The 15,597-nt window shown below is 61.6% G+C and carries 18 protein-coding genes; 9 read left to right on the top strand and 9 right to left on the bottom strand.

The genetic code is table 11. From position 1 onward, the window contains the following. Window positions 1–15: 15 nt before the first annotated feature. On the bottom strand, window positions 16–219 hold the full coding sequence (locus tag FJQ55_RS14535) for a YdcH family protein (RefSeq protein WP_062281347.1): 204 nt from the start codon (window positions 217–219) through the stop codon (window positions 16–18). Between the two features lie 233 nt (window positions 220–452). Here FJQ55_RS14535 and FJQ55_RS14530 point away from each other — a divergent pair, with 233 nt between their 5' ends. Continuing rightward, the gene (locus FJQ55_RS14530; protein WP_082511053.1) at window positions 453–629 is read left to right on the top strand and encodes a YdcH family protein; all 177 of its coding nucleotides are present in this window, start codon (window positions 453–455) and stop codon (window positions 627–629) included. Between the two features lie 153 nt (window positions 630–782). On the opposite strand, the gene FJQ55_RS14525 is transcribed toward FJQ55_RS14530, so the two are convergent. Next, window positions 783–1,043, bottom strand: coding sequence for an ArsR/SmtB family transcription factor (locus FJQ55_RS14525; protein WP_140828951.1), 261 nt, complete (start codon window positions 1,041–1,043; stop codon window positions 783–785). A gap of 69 nt (window positions 1,044–1,112) precedes the next feature. Next, on the bottom strand, window positions 1,113–1,889 hold the full coding sequence (locus FJQ55_RS14520) for a sulfite exporter TauE/SafE family protein (RefSeq protein ID WP_140828950.1): 777 nt from the start codon (window positions 1,887–1,889) through the stop codon (window positions 1,113–1,115). A gap of 103 nt (window positions 1,890–1,992) precedes the next feature. On the opposite strand from FJQ55_RS14520, the gene FJQ55_RS14515 reads away from it, so the two are divergent. From FJQ55_RS14515 to FJQ55_RS14490, 6 genes are all read left to right on the top strand, one after another. Then, entirely contained in the window at window positions 1,993–2,640 is a 648-nt protein-coding gene (locus tag FJQ55_RS14515; protein ID WP_140828949.1) for a thiamine phosphate synthase, read from the top strand. Window positions 2,641–2,648: 8 nt separating this feature from the next. After that, a complete protein-coding gene (locus tag FJQ55_RS14510) occupies window positions 2,649–3,839 on the top strand; it encodes a tetratricopeptide repeat protein (RefSeq protein WP_140828947.1) in 1,191 nt (396 codons plus the stop codon). Window positions 3,840–4,059: 220 nt separating this feature from the next. Beyond that, a complete protein-coding gene (locus tag FJQ55_RS14505) occupies window positions 4,060–4,860 on the top strand; it encodes an inositol monophosphatase family protein (RefSeq protein ID WP_140828946.1) in 801 nt (266 codons plus the stop codon). Window positions 4,861–4,979: 119 nt separating this feature from the next. Beyond that, window positions 4,980–6,020: a flagellar motor protein MotA gene (locus FJQ55_RS14500; RefSeq protein WP_140828944.1), complete on the top strand. Its 1,041-nt coding sequence runs from the start codon at window positions 4,980–4,982 to the stop codon at window positions 6,018–6,020. Continuing rightward, window positions 6,021–7,052, top strand: coding sequence for a peptidoglycan -binding protein (locus tag FJQ55_RS14495; protein ID WP_140828943.1), 1,032 nt, complete (start codon window positions 6,021–6,023; stop codon window positions 7,050–7,052). It begins immediately after the preceding gene. A gap of 93 nt (window positions 7,053–7,145) precedes the next feature. Continuing rightward, complete coding sequence (locus tag FJQ55_RS14490; RefSeq protein WP_140828941.1) at window positions 7,146–8,792, top strand: FAD-binding dehydrogenase; 1,647 nt, start codon at window positions 7,146–7,148, stop codon at window positions 8,790–8,792. Window positions 8,793–8,824: 32 nt separating this feature from the next. On the opposite strand, the gene FJQ55_RS14485 is transcribed toward FJQ55_RS14490, so the two are convergent. After that, window positions 8,825–10,627 (bottom strand): ABC transporter transmembrane domain-containing protein, encoded by a 1,803-nt coding sequence (locus FJQ55_RS14485; RefSeq protein ID WP_140828940.1) that lies wholly within the window; start codon window positions 10,625–10,627, stop codon window positions 8,825–8,827. A 199-nt stretch (window positions 10,628–10,826) separates the two neighbouring features. On the opposite strand from FJQ55_RS14485, the gene rpmE reads away from it, so the two are divergent. Beyond that, window positions 10,827–11,048, top strand: coding sequence for a 50S ribosomal protein L31 (gene rpmE / locus FJQ55_RS14480; protein ID WP_113376335.1), 222 nt, complete (start codon window positions 10,827–10,829; stop codon window positions 11,046–11,048). Window positions 11,049–11,123: 75 nt separating this feature from the next. On the opposite strand, the gene FJQ55_RS14475 is transcribed toward rpmE, so the two are convergent. From FJQ55_RS14475 to FJQ55_RS14460, 4 genes are all read right to left on the bottom strand, one after another. Next, the gene (locus FJQ55_RS14475; RefSeq protein WP_140828939.1) at window positions 11,124–12,191 is read right to left on the bottom strand and encodes a patatin-like phospholipase family protein; all 1,068 of its coding nucleotides are present in this window, start codon (window positions 12,189–12,191) and stop codon (window positions 11,124–11,126) included. A gap of 151 nt (window positions 12,192–12,342) precedes the next feature. Beyond that, window positions 12,343–12,858 (bottom strand): protease adaptor protein RcdA, encoded by a 516-nt coding sequence (gene rcdA / locus FJQ55_RS14470; protein WP_140828937.1) that lies wholly within the window; start codon window positions 12,856–12,858, stop codon window positions 12,343–12,345. A gap of 362 nt (window positions 12,859–13,220) precedes the next feature. Further along, a complete protein-coding gene (locus tag FJQ55_RS14465) occupies window positions 13,221–13,415 on the bottom strand; it encodes a DUF1192 domain-containing protein (RefSeq protein WP_140828935.1) in 195 nt (64 codons plus the stop codon). After that, window positions 13,412–14,701, bottom strand: a complete 1,290-nt coding sequence (locus FJQ55_RS14460; RefSeq protein WP_140828933.1) for an MFS transporter — start codon at window positions 14,699–14,701, stop codon at window positions 13,412–13,414. The genes FJQ55_RS14465 and FJQ55_RS14460 overlap by 4 nt, the downstream gene beginning before the upstream one ends. Window positions 14,702–14,936: 235 nt before the next feature. On the opposite strand from FJQ55_RS14460, the gene FJQ55_RS23435 reads away from it, so the two are divergent. After that, on the top strand, window positions 14,937–15,092 hold the full coding sequence (locus FJQ55_RS23435) for a hypothetical protein (RefSeq protein WP_167507710.1): 156 nt from the start codon (window positions 14,937–14,939) through the stop codon (window positions 15,090–15,092). A 33-nt stretch (window positions 15,093–15,125) separates the two neighbouring features. Here the strand turns inward: FJQ55_RS23435 and FJQ55_RS14455 are convergent, their stop codons facing one another. After that, the gene (locus FJQ55_RS14455; RefSeq protein ID WP_140828932.1) at window positions 15,126–15,560 is read right to left on the bottom strand and encodes a PACE efflux transporter; all 435 of its coding nucleotides are present in this window, start codon (window positions 15,558–15,560) and stop codon (window positions 15,126–15,128) included. Window positions 15,561–15,597 lie beyond the last annotated feature (37 nt).

Genomic DNA, 15,597 nt, shown 5'->3' with positions numbered 1-15,597 from the left:
CACGTCCTTCAAGGCTCAGGCGATGATGTCGGGAATGATCTGGTCCTCAAGGGCGGTGATCCGGTCCTTGATCGCCAGTTTCTTCTTCTTCATCCGCTGGATTCTCAGGGCCTCGCAGCCGGTCGAGATCATCGCATTGATCGCCGCGTCGTAGTCCTCGTGCTCCTGGCGAAGCCGCGCCAGCGAGAGCCGGATGTCAGCCTGTTCCTGATCGGCCATCTTGTTCCCCATCTTCGCCCTGTGGCCAATCCTTAAAGGATGCCCGGTGGATTCGCGCAAGCTCCTATCATCAAATACCGGTAACGGGAAGTTATCCTTGTCCCTGATTTTCCGGGGTCGATTTCACGAAATCGCCTTCGACAAACCGCATTTCTCATGTCACATTACTTTCGCAAAGCCTGAAACTCCAGCGGATGAGGGCTGGAGGTAGGCGACAAGGAAGGACGTATCAAATGACCATACAGGCTCATCTTGACTCGCTGCAGAAGAAGCATGGGGCGCTCGAAGAGCAGCTTCATGACGCGCTGGCATCCCCCTCCGTCGACGACCGTCAGATCGCCGAACTGAAGCGACTGAAACTGCGCCTCAAGGATGAAATGGAACGCCTGAAGGCTTCCACACGCCACTAACCTTCCCATGTCGGCTGCGCCGGGATCCAATGGCCGCAAGGGCTCCCGAGATCCCGATGTATTCATGAAGCAGCCCGTCAGCTTCCCCCGCCCCGGAGTTCCCAAGGACTTCGGGGCTTTTCTTTGCCTGAAATTTTCCGGGACTTCAAAGAGTCAGGACCAGAACTGATCGAGCCAGAGGTTCATGCGGTCGAAGCCGGGGCGGCGGACGCTGTAGAAGCGGCGGGTACCCTCGGCGGTGACCTCGACCAAGCCGGCATCGAGAAGCGCTTTCAGGTGCTGGGACACGGCGGGGCGGCTGATCGGCAGGCGGCTCGCCAGATCGTTGACGGTCTTTGCTCCCCGGCGCAGATCCTCGAGGATGTGCCGCCGGTTCGGGTCTGCGATCGCCATGAAAGGGTCCGCGTTCGTCATGACCGAAAGGTTATGTCAAAGGTCGGCGTCCGGCAAGCGTTGATGTGCGGTGCAGCAAGGATCTGCGGATCAAAGGCCGAGCAGGCCCGTGCTGCCATCATAGAAGAGCTTCGCACCGGCGATGAGAACCATGCCATACATCAGCGGATAGAAGATCGCCGGCTTCATGTAGTGAACCACCTTCGCGCCGATGAGGGTCGAGACAAGGGCCACGGGCAGGAGTACGGCGGACAGGGTAAGATTGGTGCTGTCGAGTTCGCCCAGGGCAAAATAGGGGATGACCTTGATCGCGTTGAGGATGGCGAAGAAGCGGGTCGACATGCCGGTATAGCTCTTCGGGTCGAGCTTCAATGGTAGAGTGTAGACTTGGAATGGCGGGCCGCCGGCATGGGCGACGAAGCTCGAATAGCCGGCAAGGGCACCCCAGAAGGAACCGGCAACTGGCCGTTCGGGAGCTGGAGGCTTTTCTCCGCCGTCCCGTGCAGCATAACTTTCGATAAAGTAGCGCAGTGCAAAGATCAGCGAAATGCTGCCGAGGACCAGGCGCATGGCATTGGGCGAGACGAGCGTTGACGTCGCCCAGCCGAGGATGATGCCGATGATGGCGCCCGGAAGCATGACATAAAGTGTTGCCCGGTTGTTGTGCCGGCGCCAGGCCCACAGCGCCACGGCGTCCATCACCAGAAGAATCGGCAGGAAGATCGCAGCCGCCTGCATTGGCGGCACGGCGATCGCGAGCAAGGGCACGCCGATCAAGGCGAAAGCGCCGCCGAGCCCTCCTTTGGACAAGCCAACCAGTGCGACAGCGGGAATGGCGACGGCGTAGAAGTTAAGGTCTGTCAGCATTGATCGGTTGATCCTTTCGGAAGAGCGGTCTATCGGATTTGACGAGATAAAACGAGGACGAATTCCGCTGTCGTGGAAATGTCCCGCAAACGGATATCACCGCATGACCGAAGACCGCTGCCGCCTCGTCCTCATCGTTCCCGACATTGCCGATCCGGCGATGCGCGCCGAGACGGTCGCCAATGCGCTGTGTGGCGGCGATGTCGCCTCGGTGATCATTCCACAATACGGTCTGGACGACGGCGAGTTCCAGAAGCATGCCGAACTGCTTGTGCCCGTCATCCAGGAGGCGGGGGCCGCTGCGCTCATCGTCGACAACAGCCGGGTTGCAGGTCGCGTGAAGGCCGACGGACTGCATATCAGCGGCAATGCCGAGACCCTTGCCGAAGCCGTCGAGAAACATGCACCGAAGCTCATCGTCGGCGGTGGCAATGCGATGGACCGGCACCATGCGCTGGAAATGGGCGAGACGCAGCCGGACTATATCTTCTTCGGCAAGCTCGACGGCGACATCAAGCCGGAGGCGCATTCGAAGAATATTGCGCTAGGCGAATGGTGGTCGGCGATGATTGAAATTCCTGCAATCGTCATGGGCGGCACCGATCCGTCGTCGGCCGTCGTCGTGGCCGAAGCCGGAGTCGAATTCGTCGCGCTGGGCAAGGCGATCTTCGCGGATCCCGCCAATGCCGCGACGATCGTGGCGCGGGTGAATGCCGAGCTTGACGAAAAAGCGCCACGGTTTGAAGATTGAACCGCGGAATGCGTCATTCATCTCCGTCCCTTCGCCTGATTCTCGCCATCCTGACCGGGTTCTGCCTTGCGGGCATGCCTGTCATGGCTCAGCAAAGCGAAGACGGCGTGGAGATTGGCGATGCGCCGGCAATTCTGCCTGCCAATCCTTCCGATGCCGGCGATATCGATCGCGGCAAACGCGATGACAGCACCAATGGCGATGCGACGGCTCTGGACCGTGGTGACAAGAAAGCCGCGCCTCCACCGGTCAAGGGTGGCAAGGTAACGGCGGGCAACAAGGCCGATGACGCGCTGCAAGGGATCAACATCTACTTGCGCATGGGCGCGCCGTTGCCGGCATTGCCGGCGGAAAAGCCATACAAGGGCGAGCCGGACGAGGCTTACGGTGCCTTCCAGCGCGGCCTTTTCCTGACCGCTGTGGACAAGGCACTGCCGCGTGCACAGCTCGGGGATCCCGCCGCGCAGACGCTGCTGGCCGAAATCATGTCGCGGGGGCTGGGCGTGAAGCGTGATCCGAAGGGGGCCGCTTTCTGGTATGCGCAGGCGGCACAGGGTGGTGATACCTCTGCCATGTTCAAATATGCGCTTCTCCTGATGGAGGGGCGACTGGTCGAGCGCGACAAGGCCAAGGCCGACGACTACATGAAGAAAGCTGCCGATGGCGGTAATGGGTCGGCCCAGTTCAACTGGGCGCAGATCCTCGTTTCGGAAAATCCCGGCGTGCGCGGACTGCAACTCGCAATGCCCTATTATGAGAAGGCGGCCGAGCAGGGCATTGCGGACGCGCAGTATGCACTGGCACAGGTCTATTCGGCGCTGAAGGATGTGCCTGAGGACAAGAAGAAGCGCACCCGCGAATGGATGCAGCGCGCCGCCAGGGCGGGTTTCGATACCGCACAGCTCGACATGGGGCTGTGGCTGGTCAATGGCGTCAATGGGCCGCGTGATTACGAAGGTGGCTTCCGCTGGCTGTCGATCGCGGCCAAGCGCGGCAATGTCGTGGCGCAAAATCGCCTCGCGCATGTCTATATCAACGCGCTCGGAACGCCCCCCGATCCGGTCGAGGCGGCCAAATGGTATGTGCTGTCTCGTCGCGCTGGTCTGAAAGACCCGACGTTGGAGGATTTCTACCTCGGCCTGAATGAGGAGCAGCAGAAGCAGGCAATCGATCGCGCCAACCGGTTTCGCCGGGGCTGACACGGCGCTTCCACGGCGCCGGTGTCTTGGAGCATCGCGTTAGGGTCGGTCTCGCTCTTCGCTGCAAGCGGGGCTGGCCTGACCCGGTGCAGGACGCTCCGTGGCTTTGCCCCTTGAATTCCGGCGTTATTTGTGGTCTTGAACCCGCCAATCGCCGCGCTGTCGCGTGCTGCATCCTCGCCGCTCTCCGGCGACCATCCAATCTTGAGGATTACCATCTATGGCCCGCTCCGCCCTTCTCAACGTCATGGTTCAGGCCGCGCTCAAGGCCGGCAAGTCGCTGGCGCGCGATTTCGGCGAAGTTCAAAACCTCCAGGTTTCTGTGAAAGGCCCCGGCGATTTCGTTTCTCAGGCTGATTTCCGTGCCGAAAAGATCGTGCGTGAAGAGCTGTTGAAGGCCCGGCCTACCTATGGCTTCCTCGGCGAGGAAAGCGAGGAGATCAAAGGCACCGATGGCGCGCACCGCTGGATCGTCGATCCGCTGGACGGCACGACCAATTTCCTGCACGGCATTCCGCAATTCGCGGTCTCCATCGCCCTTGAGCGCAACGGCGAAATCGTCGCCGGCGTCATCTTCAACCCGGCGACCGATGAGCTCTACACATCCGAGAAGGGCGGCGGCGCCTTCCTCAACGATCGCCGCATCCGCGTCGGCGCCCGCAAGGTTCTATCGGATTGCGTCATCGGTTGCGGCGTGCCGCATCTTGGCCGCGGTCAGCACGGGAAGTTCCTTGTCGAACTGCGCCATGTGATGAACGAGGTGTCGGGCGTTCGCCGGATGGGCGCTGCTGCGCTTGATCTTGCTTATGTCGCCGCCGGTCGCCTGGACGGCTTCTGGGAAGCCCAGCTGAACGCCTGGGACATCGCAGCCGGCATTCTGCTGATCAAGGAAGCCGGTGGCTTCGTGTCGGACATGAAGGGCGCCCAGGATATGTTCGAGAACGGCACCGTGCTTGCCGGCAACGAGTATATCCGCAAGGCACTGGAAGAGGTCGTCAACCGTCCGATCCCGCAGGCCTGATCCGGGGCCGGTTGGTTCGTTGGGCGTCAAGGTGGTAAAATTCCCCTGACGCTTCGGCTTCAATTCGTCTCAATTTTCTACTAGCCTCCGACCGTAAGATTCTGGAGGGCTGGCATATTATGGCGAAAGTGAAGTTGGAGGACCTGGAAGTCGGGGTGACCCGTCCGGGAGACTACGGTCAGAAACTCTCCAGCCCGATGCCCTTCTTCACGACGATGGTCATATTCCTGATCATCGTGTGCTTCATCGCAGCGATCCTCTACCGTCAGGCGCATGCCGCCTTCGTCACCAATCCCGGGCTGAACAGCCTGATCCTCGGCGTTCTCGGCGTCGGGATCATCCTGGTGTTCAACCATGTCTGGGCGCTTCGCCCGGAAGTCCGGTGGTTCAACAGCTTCCGTGCGGCAGGCGACAATGCGGAGCGGGTGGGGCGTGATCCACGCCTTCTGGCACCGATGCGGGCTCTGATCGGCGGCCGTCGCTCGATGGCAATCTCGACGGCAGCACTCCGCTCCATCCTCGATTCGATCGGCACCCGCCTCGACGAATCGCGTGATACCACTCGCTATCTCATCGGCCTTCTCGTCTTTCTCGGCCTCCTCGGCACCTTCTGGGGGCTACTCGGCACCATCGGTTCGATCAATGACGTCATCCAGTCGCTGGACCCGGCGTCGGGTGACAGCAATGACGTGCTGCAGGCGCTAAAATCGGGTCTGACGGCGCCGCTTGCCGGCATGGGGACAGCGTTCTCGTCTTCACTGCTCGGCCTGTCCGGATCGCTGATCCTCGGTTTTCTCGACCTGCAGGCAGGGCGGGCTCAGAACCGCTTCTATACCGAGCTGGAAAACTGGCTGTCCTCCGTCACCGATCTCGATTCCGAACGCCCGGTGGCGATTGATGCAGACAGCTCGGTTGCTGCGGAAGACATCCGGGCGCTGGTCGCGGAAATCCAGAAGCTCGCAATCCGCGAAGGCGGCGCCGGGGGCGACCGCTCGGTCGCGGCCATCGCAGGTCTCGCCGAAGGCATCCAGGGCCTCGTCAAAAACATGCGCAACGAACAGCAGATGCTGCGCGACTGGATCGAGGCGCAGCAGGAAGACGCGCGCGCCATGCGCAAGACGCTTGACCGGCTGAACGACAAGATTGGCGGGGCGAAGTAAATGGCGCTCGGGCGCAACCGGCGCAGGGAGCGCAGCATCGACTATTGGCCGGGCTTCGTCGACGCCCTGTCGACCCTGCTGCTGGCCATCATGTTCCTCCTCACGGTCTTCGTGCTGGCGCAGTTCATCCTCAGTCGCGAGATTTCCGGCAAGGACGAGGTGCTGAACCGGTTGAACAGCCAGATTGCCGAGCTGACGAACCTGCTGGCGCTGGAAAAAAGTGGCAAGCAGGACCTGGAGGATATGCTCGCTTCGCTGCAAAGCTCGCTTGCCGGTTCGGAAAGCGAGCGCACACGCCTGCAGCAATTGCTCGACAGCGGTGCCGGTTCGGCGGATGCGGCGAACGAAAAGGTTGGCCGCCTGAACGAGGAACTGGTCGCGGAGAAGCAGGTCAGCGCCCGCGCCATGAGCCAGATTGAACTCTTGAACCAGCAGATTGCCGCCCTGCGCGCGCAAATTGCGGCGGTAGAGCAGGCGCTTCAGGCTTCCGAAGCCAAAGACCAATCGTCCCAGGCGAAGATTGCGGATCTCGGTCGCCGCCTCAACGTGGCGCTTGCGCAGCGGGTGCAGGAACTCAACCGCTATCGCTCCGACTTCTTCGGCCGACTTCGCGAAATCCTCTCCGATCGCGAGAACATCCGCATCGTCGGTGACCGTTTCGTCTTCCAGTCGGAAGTTCTCTTCCCCGTCGGCGGTGCCGAACTCGATGCTGCGGGTCAAGCGGAAATGGACAAGCTCGCGGCTGCCCTTCTCGAACTCGCTCAAGAGATCCCCTCCGAAATCAGCTGGGTGCTCCGGGTCGACGGTCACACGGATGCCTCGCCGTTGACCGGCACAGGTCGCTACCGAGACAACTGGGAGCTTTCCTCCGCGCGCGCCACGTCGGTGGTCAAATATTTGATCTCGAAGGGCGTTCCGGCCAACCGTTTGGTCGCTGCGGGCTTCGGCGAATATCAGCCGATTGCCGAGGGGGATACGCCAGAGGTGCTCTCCCAGAACCGCCGCATCGAGCTAAAGCTCACCGAACGTTGATTCCTTCGGCGACCAGTTAGTTTGTGCCGACTACAACTTGCGCCTCAAGTTACGTGCGCGTAAAGGTAAGGAGTGGCGCTTCGGGAGGGTGGCATGCTGGAATTCGACGTCGTCGTGATCGGTGGCGGGCTCGCCGGTTTGGTGGCCGCAACGGAGGCCGTGGACCGAGGCTTGACGGTCGGCCTGATCGACCAGGAGGGGGAGCAGAACCTCGGCGGGCAGGCCTTTTGGTCGCTCGGCGGCCTCTTCCTCATCGACAGTCCCGAACAGCGGCGCATGGGCATTCGCGACAGCCTGGATCTCGCCCGCCAGGACTGGTTCGGCTCAGCGTCGTTCGACCGCACGGAAGATTTCTGGCCGCGCCAGTGGGCGGAGGCCTATCTGCAATTCGCAGCTGGCGAGAAGCGATCCTGGCTGAAAGGGCAGGGCGTCAACTGGTTTCCCGTGGTCGGCTGGGCCGAACGCGGCGGTTCGCTTGCCGACGGCCATGGCAATTCCGTACCGCGCTTCCATGTCACCTGGGGCACGGGTCCCGGTGTGCTTGCTCCCTTTGTGCGGCGGGCAAAGGCTGCGGCGGAGGCGGGCAAGCTTACCTTGCTTTTCCGGCATCAGGTCGACCTGCTCACCGTCGAGAACAGCGCCGTGACCGGTTGCTCCGGCGTGGTGCTGGCCGGTGACGCCACGGTGCGCGGCGGGCGCAGCTCGCGCAATGTGGTCGGCGATTTCGAAGTGCGGGCAGGGGCCGTCATCGTCGCCTCCGGCGGGATCGGCGGCAATCATGATCTGGTGCGCAAGAGCTGGCCGGTGGAGCGGCTCGGGCCTCCACCGCAGTCGATGGTCGCGGGGGTCCCGCATCACGTCGATGGCCGCATGCTGGCGATCACCCAAGCCGCCGGCGGTGAAGTGATCAATGGCGACCGCATGTGGCATTACACTGAGGGTTTGAAGAACTGGGATCCGATCTGGCCCAATCACGGCATCCGCATCCTGCCCGGCCCGTCCTCCTTCTGGTGCGATGCGGAGGGCAATCGTTTCGCGCCACCCGCCATGCCGGGCTTCGATACGCTCGCGACGCTCAAAGCCATCCGGGCGCGAGGGCATGACTATTCATGGTTCATCCTCAATAAGGCAATCATCAAGAAGGAGTTCGCCCTGTCAGGGTCCGAGCAGAACCCGGACCTTACCGACAAGAACATCCCGCTGCTGCTCAAACGACTGGGCAACAACCCACCTGGACCGGTGCAGGCTTTCATGGACAAGGGCGAGGATTTCGTCGTGCGCGACACGCTGGAGGATCTGGTCGTGGGCATGAACGAGCTGTCGGGCGAGCATCGGCTCAGCGTGCATCACCTGCGCGCCCAGATCGAGGCGCGGGACCGCGAGATCGGCAACCGCTTCTCCAAGGATGCTCAGGTGACAGCGATCCGGGGCGCGCGCGCCTATCTCGGCGACAAGCTGATGCGCACGGCGAAACCGCACCGATTGCTCGATCCCGCCGCTGGACCCCTGATCGGTGTTCGGCTGCATATTCTTACCCGCAAAACGCTGGGGGGCCTGCATACCGATCTTGAGGCCCGTGTGCTCAACCGAGAAAACAAGCCGGTGCCAGGTCTTTACGCTGCCGGCGAGGTCTCCGGCTTTGGCGGCGGGGGTATGCATGGCTACAATGCACTCGAGGGTACGTTCCTCGGCGGTTGCCTGTTTTCGGGCCGTATCGCGGGGCGCAGCGCGGGGCGTTGAGCCCGCTTCACGTTGAAAGGCGGCGTCTCGGCTTATTGCGCGGCTGCGGTAAAGTCGCGTCCGCCGGTCTCAAACTGCAAGCGGGCAAGCTTGGCATAGAGACCTCCCTGCTGAATCAGGCTCTGATGCGTGCCCTCCTCGACGATGCGGCCGTCGTCCAGGACGAGGATGCGGTCGGCCTTCAACACCGTTGCCAGGCGGTGGGCAATGACAATCGTGGTGCGGTCGCGCATCAGGCCGTCGAGCGCCTTCTGCACCAGAGTTTCGCTTTCCGCATCGAGTGCGGAGGTCGCCTCGTCGAGCAGCAATAGCGGGGCGTTGCGCAGCAGGGCACGGGCAATCGCGATGCGCTGGCGCTGGCCGCCCGAGAGCGTGATGCCGCGCTCGCCGACCAGCGTGTCGAAACCGTTGACCTGCCGGCCGATGAATTCGCTCGCCTGGGCGGCATCTGCGGCCGCCTCGACCATGGCGCGTGTCGCGCCGGGCGTGCCGAAGGCGATGTTGTCGTGGATCGAGGAGGCGAAGATCGTCGTATCCTGGGGTACGATCGCGATGCGGTCGCGCACCGCTTTAGGGTCGGCTTCGCGGATGTCGACTCCATCAAGGCGGATGGTGCCGGAGGCCGGATCGTAAAACCGCAGGATGAGCGAGAAGATCGTGCTCTTGCCGGCACCCGAAGGACCGACGATTGCCACCGTCTCGCCGTGGGCCACGGAGAAGGAGAGGCCCTTCAGGGCCGACTTGGTCTTGGCCGAGGGATAGGAGAACTGTACCGCCTCGAAATCGACGCTGCCGCGTGCGGGCATCGGCAGGGCCACCGGATTGGCGGGGGCGGCGATCTCGGGATGTTCCGCGAGCAGTTCATGCAGGCGCTCGGCGGCGCCGGCCGCCTGTGACATCTCACCGAAGACTTCCGACAGGGTGCCGAGAGAGCCTGCGGCGATTAGCGAATAGAGCAGGAACTGGCCGAGCGTGCCGGCGGTCATGGTGCCTGCGAGCACGCTCTGGGCGCCATACCACAAGACGCCGACGACGCTGCCGAAAACAAGCGAAATGGCGACGCCGGTCAACAGGGCGCGCGACTTGATGGCCGAACGAGCGGCCTCATAGGCGCTCTCGACGGCGGTGACATAGCGGCTGCGGGCGGTTTCCTCGGCGTTGAAGGCCTGCAGAGTGCGGGCGGCCCCGATCACTTCGCCGGCATAGGACGACGCTTCGGCGAGGGTATCCTGGGCGGCGCGCGAGCGCTTGCGCACCGAGCGGCCGAAGGCGACCAGCGGGAAGACGATGACGGGAATCGCCGCGAGCACCATGATCGACAGTTTCGGGCTGGTGGCGATCATCATCACCATGGCGCCGAGGCAGAGGATGGAATTGCGCAGTGCCAGCGAGGCAGTCGCGCCGACAGCGGATTTCAACTGCGTGGTGTCAGCCGTGAGTCGCGAGACGATTTCGCCGGATTGGTTGATGTCGAAGAAAGCCGGCGACAGGCGGGTCACATGGGTGAAGACATCGCTGCGTAGATCGGCCACGACCCGCTCGCCAATGGTGATGACATAGTAATAGCGAAGCGCACTGGCGACCGCGAGCACCAGCGCCATGACGATCATCATTGCGAAGTATTTGTTGATGAATTCGCTGTCGGATGCGTTGAAGCCGTGATCGAGCATGCGCCGGATGGCGATCGGCAATGCCAGCGTCGTCACGGCGGCGAGACAGAGGAAAGCGAGGGCACCGGCCACCAGGCCTTTGTAGCGCGCGAGATAGGGCAGGAGGTCGGCAAGCGGTTTCAGGGAGCGGCGCTTCTTCTCGGTGTTTTCGGCTTCCAAGGTCACTCTGTCATGCTCCCACTTACAACACACAAGGGCAGTCAGGCTTTGCTGCCATGGCACTTGTTATCCCTGCGCCCTTCATGTATAGGCACGGCATCGAATTGGGAAGCCGTAGCCCATTGGACTGCGGCTTTGTCTATTGAATAGGTCCCGCTGACGCAATTGCGGCAAATGGACCCCACGGCACAGCAGGAACAAAGCGATGAAGGCTGACATCCATCCCGACTACCACGTCATCAAGGTCGTCATGACCGATGGCACCGAATACGAGACCCGTTCGACCTGGGGTTCCGAAGGTGCAGTGATGAACCTCGAAATCGACCCGAAGTCGCATCCGGCCTGGACCGGCGGCAACCAGCAGCTGCTGGACCGCGGCGGCCGCGTTTCGAAGTTCAACAAGCGTTTCGGCGGCCTCGGCCTCTAATCGTCTTGTGCGATGTGAAACCAGAAAGCCCGGCCATCGCGCCGGGCTTTCTGCGTTTGCGGTGGTGGAAAAGGTTCAGGGCGTGGAGAGGCGGTCGGCGATCTCCTCGAGCGCCTGGTCGTGCTTCTGGGCCAGCGTCTGTCCGAAGCGTTCGAGCTTTGCGATGTTCTGAGGTGTGGCATCGTCCAGAGCGTCGTTGACGCCCACCAGAGGCGCATCCAGCCTGAAGTAGTCTGTCGTTGCGCGATTGGCCGCGGTGATCACCGTGGCACCGTCTGCAAAAGCCGGTGGCGTCTGGTTAAGCAGTTTGTTCAGCTGATAGGAGGCGGTGCTCGACTGCCCCTGCATCAGCACCGAGATCAGTGGCGTGTCATTGGCGGGATTGAGCCAACCCGCCGCACCCCAACGCTTCGCCTGCTGGTAGGGGATCTTGCGGCATGCCGAACCTGTGCCGAGCGACAGGATCACCATTTTGTCCCCGCCATCGCGCCAGCCGAGTTTGCTGCCCTCGACATAAGCGGCCATTGCCGGATCGTTGGCGAAGACGCCGCCGTCGATCATCGGAAGGGACGGCACCTCCCCGTGTTTACTCATCGTCAGGTTCTCGACCAGAGCCGGTTCGAAGTAGGTCGGCGCTGCCGACGAGCCCCGCACCGCCTGCCACACATAGAAGTTCTCGTGATCCTTGTCCGCGTTGGTCATGAAGACTGCCCGGCGGGCCTCGATGTCGTAGCCCGTGATCAGCAGCTTTGTCAGTGCGTCACTGATCAAGGTTTTTGGCCCGAGCATCTCTTTCAGGATCTTTTCCAAAGGTGCCGCATCGTAACGTTCTTCGAGGATGCCATCCCAACTGCTGATTTTGCGAAAGATGCTGATGTCGAAGATTTCGGAGCCCTTCTTCTTATAGAGATCGACCAGCGTCTTCGGATCCGCTGCAGGCTGCGTGGGCTGTTTCGGCTTCGGGCTCGAAAGCCCTGCGGCGATGATGGCACCGGTCGAGGTGCCGGCAATCATGTGGAAGTAGCGATAGAGCGGCAGGGTCTTCCCGCGGTTTGCGAGCTTCTCCTGCAGCACGGCCAGAACCGTTGCCGGGATGAGGCCCCGGATACCGCCTCCATCGATCGAGAGTATGAATTTCGTCATGACTTTGTCCCCCAGTTTTAACCGGGGTGAGCATGACATAAAGCTAAAAGTTGTAAATGACAAAATTACAATCTGAATTGATGGACACGACAGAAAAAAGCCGGCGCTGCACAGGCAGGCCGGCTGAAAGGTGGTGCTGTCGCGGGCTGGATCAGCCGGCGTTAAAGGCAGTGCGCAGGAGGTTGAGCTGTGCCTGGACGCTGTTTTCGTTGTCAGGCAGGAACTCTTCCTCGTCTGAGCGGTAGATCTCGCGGTCGAGCAGGGCGATGCGGTTCTGCAGGCGCAGCGACCGCTCAACCAGATCGCGGAAAGCTTCCGGCAGATCGTTCCAGCCGGGGGCGCTGCGGTCGACGTTGAAACCGTCGAGCCGCACCTTGCTCTTTTCCGAGAGAACCTGATCGCGGCTCATCTCGCCGTTGTTGACGGCGCGCTGCAGCAGCAGCCAAGAAGCCATCTGCATCAGCCGGGTGGTCAGGCGCATGGATTCGGCTGCGTAGAGAACGGAGGCCTGGCGCGGCAGCACCTTGGCGGCGGCGCGGCCGGGGCCATCGAGGAAGGCTGCCGTTTCTTCGACCAGGCCCATGCCTTCGGCATAGGTCGCCTTGAACTGGCTGGATGCTGCTGCACGACCGGCGAAGCTAACCGTATTCATACCGAGCTCAGACATGGATGTTTCCCTGTAAAACGCATCACTAAGGCATGTAACGAGAGCGATACGATCTTGTTCCTGCCGCATTTGGTGAAGGCACGATGCAACCATTACCCCAAATGCGCAAGGCGAAACTTAAGGAAGGGTTAATTCCCACAATTTTGCGCTAAGACCTCTGCGTTAGACAAAAAAAGAGCCGCAAATGCGGCTCTTAAGGTAAAACAGGGAGAAAATCAGACCATCGCCATGAGGTGAAACTGCCTGAGTCCAGAAGCTCTGGATGAACATAGTTTCCCTGAAAAGGCTTAACGCCAAGTAAACAGAAGGGGGAAAAATGGTCCTTTTCGAGGCGTCTGCCGGCCCAAGCAAGAAAAGGCGATCTATACTTTGGGGCCGAAGAGGTTGTCTGCAGCCTTGCGACTCGCTTCCTTGCGCTCGATTTCTGCCTCAATGCGCAGGATTTCCCCCCGCAGCAGGCTGATTCGGTGTCTGAGTTCATCGGCAGAGATTGCCGAGAGCTCGCAGCCCAGATGGTGCTCCGTTTTCGGCTTCTTGTTGTCCTCGTCCTGGATCATCCGCTGGTTCCTGTCCTGAATTGCGGCTCTTCATCCTGTTCCGGCAGCGGGGCTGCGCGGGGGTCGAGGCTGAGGCTTTCCGGTGTGCTGAGCGGCGATGCGCTGATCGGCAGGTTCGGCATGTTCTCGCGGTCCTCGGCCGGGATCGCGGCGCGCAGGCGGCTGCGGTAGATCGCATAGGCCGAGATCGAGAGATGGGCGATGGCTGTCACGGTGAACAGGGAGTAAGGACCCGCCGCCGTCATTACGGGGCCGCCGATCGTCGGGCCGATGATAGTCCCGATGCCGAAGAGCAGCAGCAGGCCGCCAGAGACCTTCACGAATTCATCCGGCTTGGCGAAGTCGTTGGCATGCGCAACCGCGATCGGGTAGAGGGCGTTTGCCGCTGCACCATAGATGCCAACGAGGATGAAGATCCAGGTCGCGCTGGTCGGCTCGATGAACACCAGAGCAACAGCGGCGAAGGCTGCAAGGGCCGAGAGGGCTGCCAGCACATAGCGGCGGTCGATGCGGTCGGACAGCTTGCCGGCCGGAAACTGCATAATGGCACCGAGGAAGATGGTGACGGAGAGCAGAGAGGCGATCGTTGCCGCATCCAGTCCGACGCGGGTGCCGAAGACGGCGCCGAGCGTGCCATAGGCCCCGTTGGCGATGCCAATCAGCAGGATGCCGACAAAGGAGACGGGCGAATTGCGATAGAGCAGCGGGAGGTCGAGCTTCAACGACTTGAGCGGCTGAGGGGAGGCGGCCGTCGACATGGTGGTTGGCATGACGGCGACGCCATAGACGATGCCGCAGATCATGAAGAGGATGGTGGTGGTCGGGTCAAAGACGCCGACGAGCATCTGGCCGCCGACGACGCCGATCAGGGTGATCGAGATGTAGAAGGAGAAGATCGCGCCGCGGCTTTCGTTGGTCGCGCGCTCGTTCAACCAGCTCTCGATGATCATCGAGGTGCCGGCTGTGCAGAAACCAGTGATGGCGCGCAGCACGATCCACCATTCGGCATCGATGATGATGCCGCTCAAGAGCGCGATGACCGAGATCAGCGACACGAAAGTGGAAAAAGCCCGGACATGGCCGACGCGCATGACCAGTTTGGGTGCGACGAAGCAGCCAAGGACAAAGCCTGTGGCCCAGGATGTGCCGAGCAGGCCGAGCACTTCGTTCGAGTAGCCCTCGGCGGCACCGCGTACCGGCAGCAGCAGGCCGTAGAGGCCGTTGCCGAGAAACAGGAAGAGCGTGCCCAGAAGCAGGGCCATCACGGGCAGGAGATTGCGTCTCATGGTATTCTTCATCGATCGGAGTTTGGGCGAGCCTGTCATCGGCATGGAACTGCTATGTTAGCCGCATCTTCCTACCGTTGTCTGAACACCCCGCCGGGCTTGCGGGAACAGTCTGTGGAAGGCAAAAGTGACAGCGTTGTGGCTTGGTACGTATGTCCACAACGATAATGCGAACGATGGCGAAGAACTTCAGCCGCCGTTCAACGAGATCGGCCATTGCCGACAAGGACTGAGAATGAACAAGGCCATATCCGCCTTTCTGCTGCTTGCCATGCTGATCCAGATCATCAAGCCGCTCGGCCTGCCGGGCCTGAGACGACGCTCGGATTTCTGGAAGCTCGCCGTGGTAGCCTTTGTCGCCTGGTCGGTAACGCTGCTGCTCCGACCGTGATTGAAAGGCCGGAGCCCCTGCAGTCGGGAGCCGTCAATGGGATGCTTCCGTCTGCCACTCGGGGAGCGGAAACAGCCGGTCATAGCTCCAGTTGAAGACAAAGGCGTAGACCAGATAAAACAGCGACAGCGACAGGTCCATGACGAAGGCCTGCCACATCGAGATCTGCAAATACCAGGCGATGAAGGGCAGGAGCACCGTCAGAAGGCCAGCTTCGAAGAGAATGGCATGGATGATTCGCACCGGCAGGGTCTTCAGTGTGGTGCCGGTCCAGCGTTGCAGCAGATGGTCGAAGCCGAGATTATAGAGGTAGTTCCAGCCGGTCGCGAGGGTGGCGGCGCCAATGCCGACGACACCGATATCGGCCATCCGCATGCCAAAGGCCCAGGCGCCGATCGGGGTGATGATGGCAAGGCCGAGAAGCTCGAAGCTCACGGCATGGCGGATGCGGTCTGCGACGGAGCGCATGTCTCTCCCTCCTGGGAAACAGGCGGGTCGTCCCGCA

The sequence above is a fragment of the Rhizobium glycinendophyticum genome, from assembly GCF_006443685.1.
Classification (GTDB): domain Bacteria; phylum Pseudomonadota; class Alphaproteobacteria; order Rhizobiales; family Rhizobiaceae; genus Allorhizobium; species Allorhizobium glycinendophyticum.
The sequence above is the reverse complement of the archived record's forward strand: the minus strand, read 5'-3'. Positions and strand labels throughout refer to the sequence as shown.

Bases quoted from the DNA above. Each gene is read 5' to 3' on its own strand.
- FJQ55_RS14460 (WP_140828933.1), bottom strand. From the start codon at position 14,701: ATGAGACGCAATCTCCTGCCCGTGATGGCCCTGCTTCTGGGCACGCTC.
- FJQ55_RS14465 (WP_140828935.1), bottom strand. From the start codon at position 13,415: ATGATCCAGGACGAGGACAACAAGAAGCCGAAAACGGAGCACCATCTG.
- FJQ55_RS14530 (WP_082511053.1), top strand. From the start codon at position 453: ATGACCATACAGGCTCATCTTGACTCGCTGCAGAAGAAGCATGGGGCG.
- FJQ55_RS14525 (WP_140828951.1), bottom strand. From the start codon at position 1,043: ATGACGAACGCGGACCCTTTCATGGCGATCGCAGACCCGAACCGGCGG.
- FJQ55_RS14475 (WP_140828939.1), bottom strand. From the start codon at position 12,191: ATGACGAAATTCATACTCTCGATCGATGGAGGCGGTATCCGGGGCCTC.
- FJQ55_RS14500 (WP_140828944.1), top strand. From the start codon at position 4,980: ATGGCGAAAGTGAAGTTGGAGGACCTGGAAGTCGGGGTGACCCGTCCG.
- FJQ55_RS14505 (WP_140828946.1), top strand. From the start codon at position 4,060: ATGGCCCGCTCCGCCCTTCTCAACGTCATGGTTCAGGCCGCGCTCAAG.
- FJQ55_RS14535 (WP_062281347.1), bottom strand. From the start codon at position 219: ATGGCCGATCAGGAACAGGCTGACATCCGGCTCTCGCTGGCGCGGCTT.
- FJQ55_RS14490 (WP_140828941.1), top strand. From the start codon at position 7,146: ATGCTGGAATTCGACGTCGTCGTGATCGGTGGCGGGCTCGCCGGTTTG.
- rpmE (WP_113376335.1), top strand. From the start codon at position 10,827: ATGAAGGCTGACATCCATCCCGACTACCACGTCATCAAGGTCGTCATG.
- FJQ55_RS14510 (WP_140828947.1), top strand. From the start codon at position 2,649: ATGCGTCATTCATCTCCGTCCCTTCGCCTGATTCTCGCCATCCTGACC.
- rcdA (WP_140828937.1), bottom strand. From the start codon at position 12,858: ATGTCTGAGCTCGGTATGAATACGGTTAGCTTCGCCGGTCGTGCAGCA.
- FJQ55_RS14520 (WP_140828950.1), bottom strand. From the start codon at position 1,889: ATGCTGACAGACCTTAACTTCTACGCCGTCGCCATTCCCGCTGTCGCA.
- FJQ55_RS23435 (WP_167507710.1), top strand. From the start codon at position 14,937: ATGAACAAGGCCATATCCGCCTTTCTGCTGCTTGCCATGCTGATCCAG.
- FJQ55_RS14515 (WP_140828949.1), top strand. From the start codon at position 1,993: ATGACCGAAGACCGCTGCCGCCTCGTCCTCATCGTTCCCGACATTGCC.
- FJQ55_RS14495 (WP_140828943.1), top strand. From the start codon at position 6,021: ATGGCGCTCGGGCGCAACCGGCGCAGGGAGCGCAGCATCGACTATTGG.
- FJQ55_RS14455 (WP_140828932.1), bottom strand. From the start codon at position 15,560: ATGCGCTCCGTCGCAGACCGCATCCGCCATGCCGTGAGCTTCGAGCTT.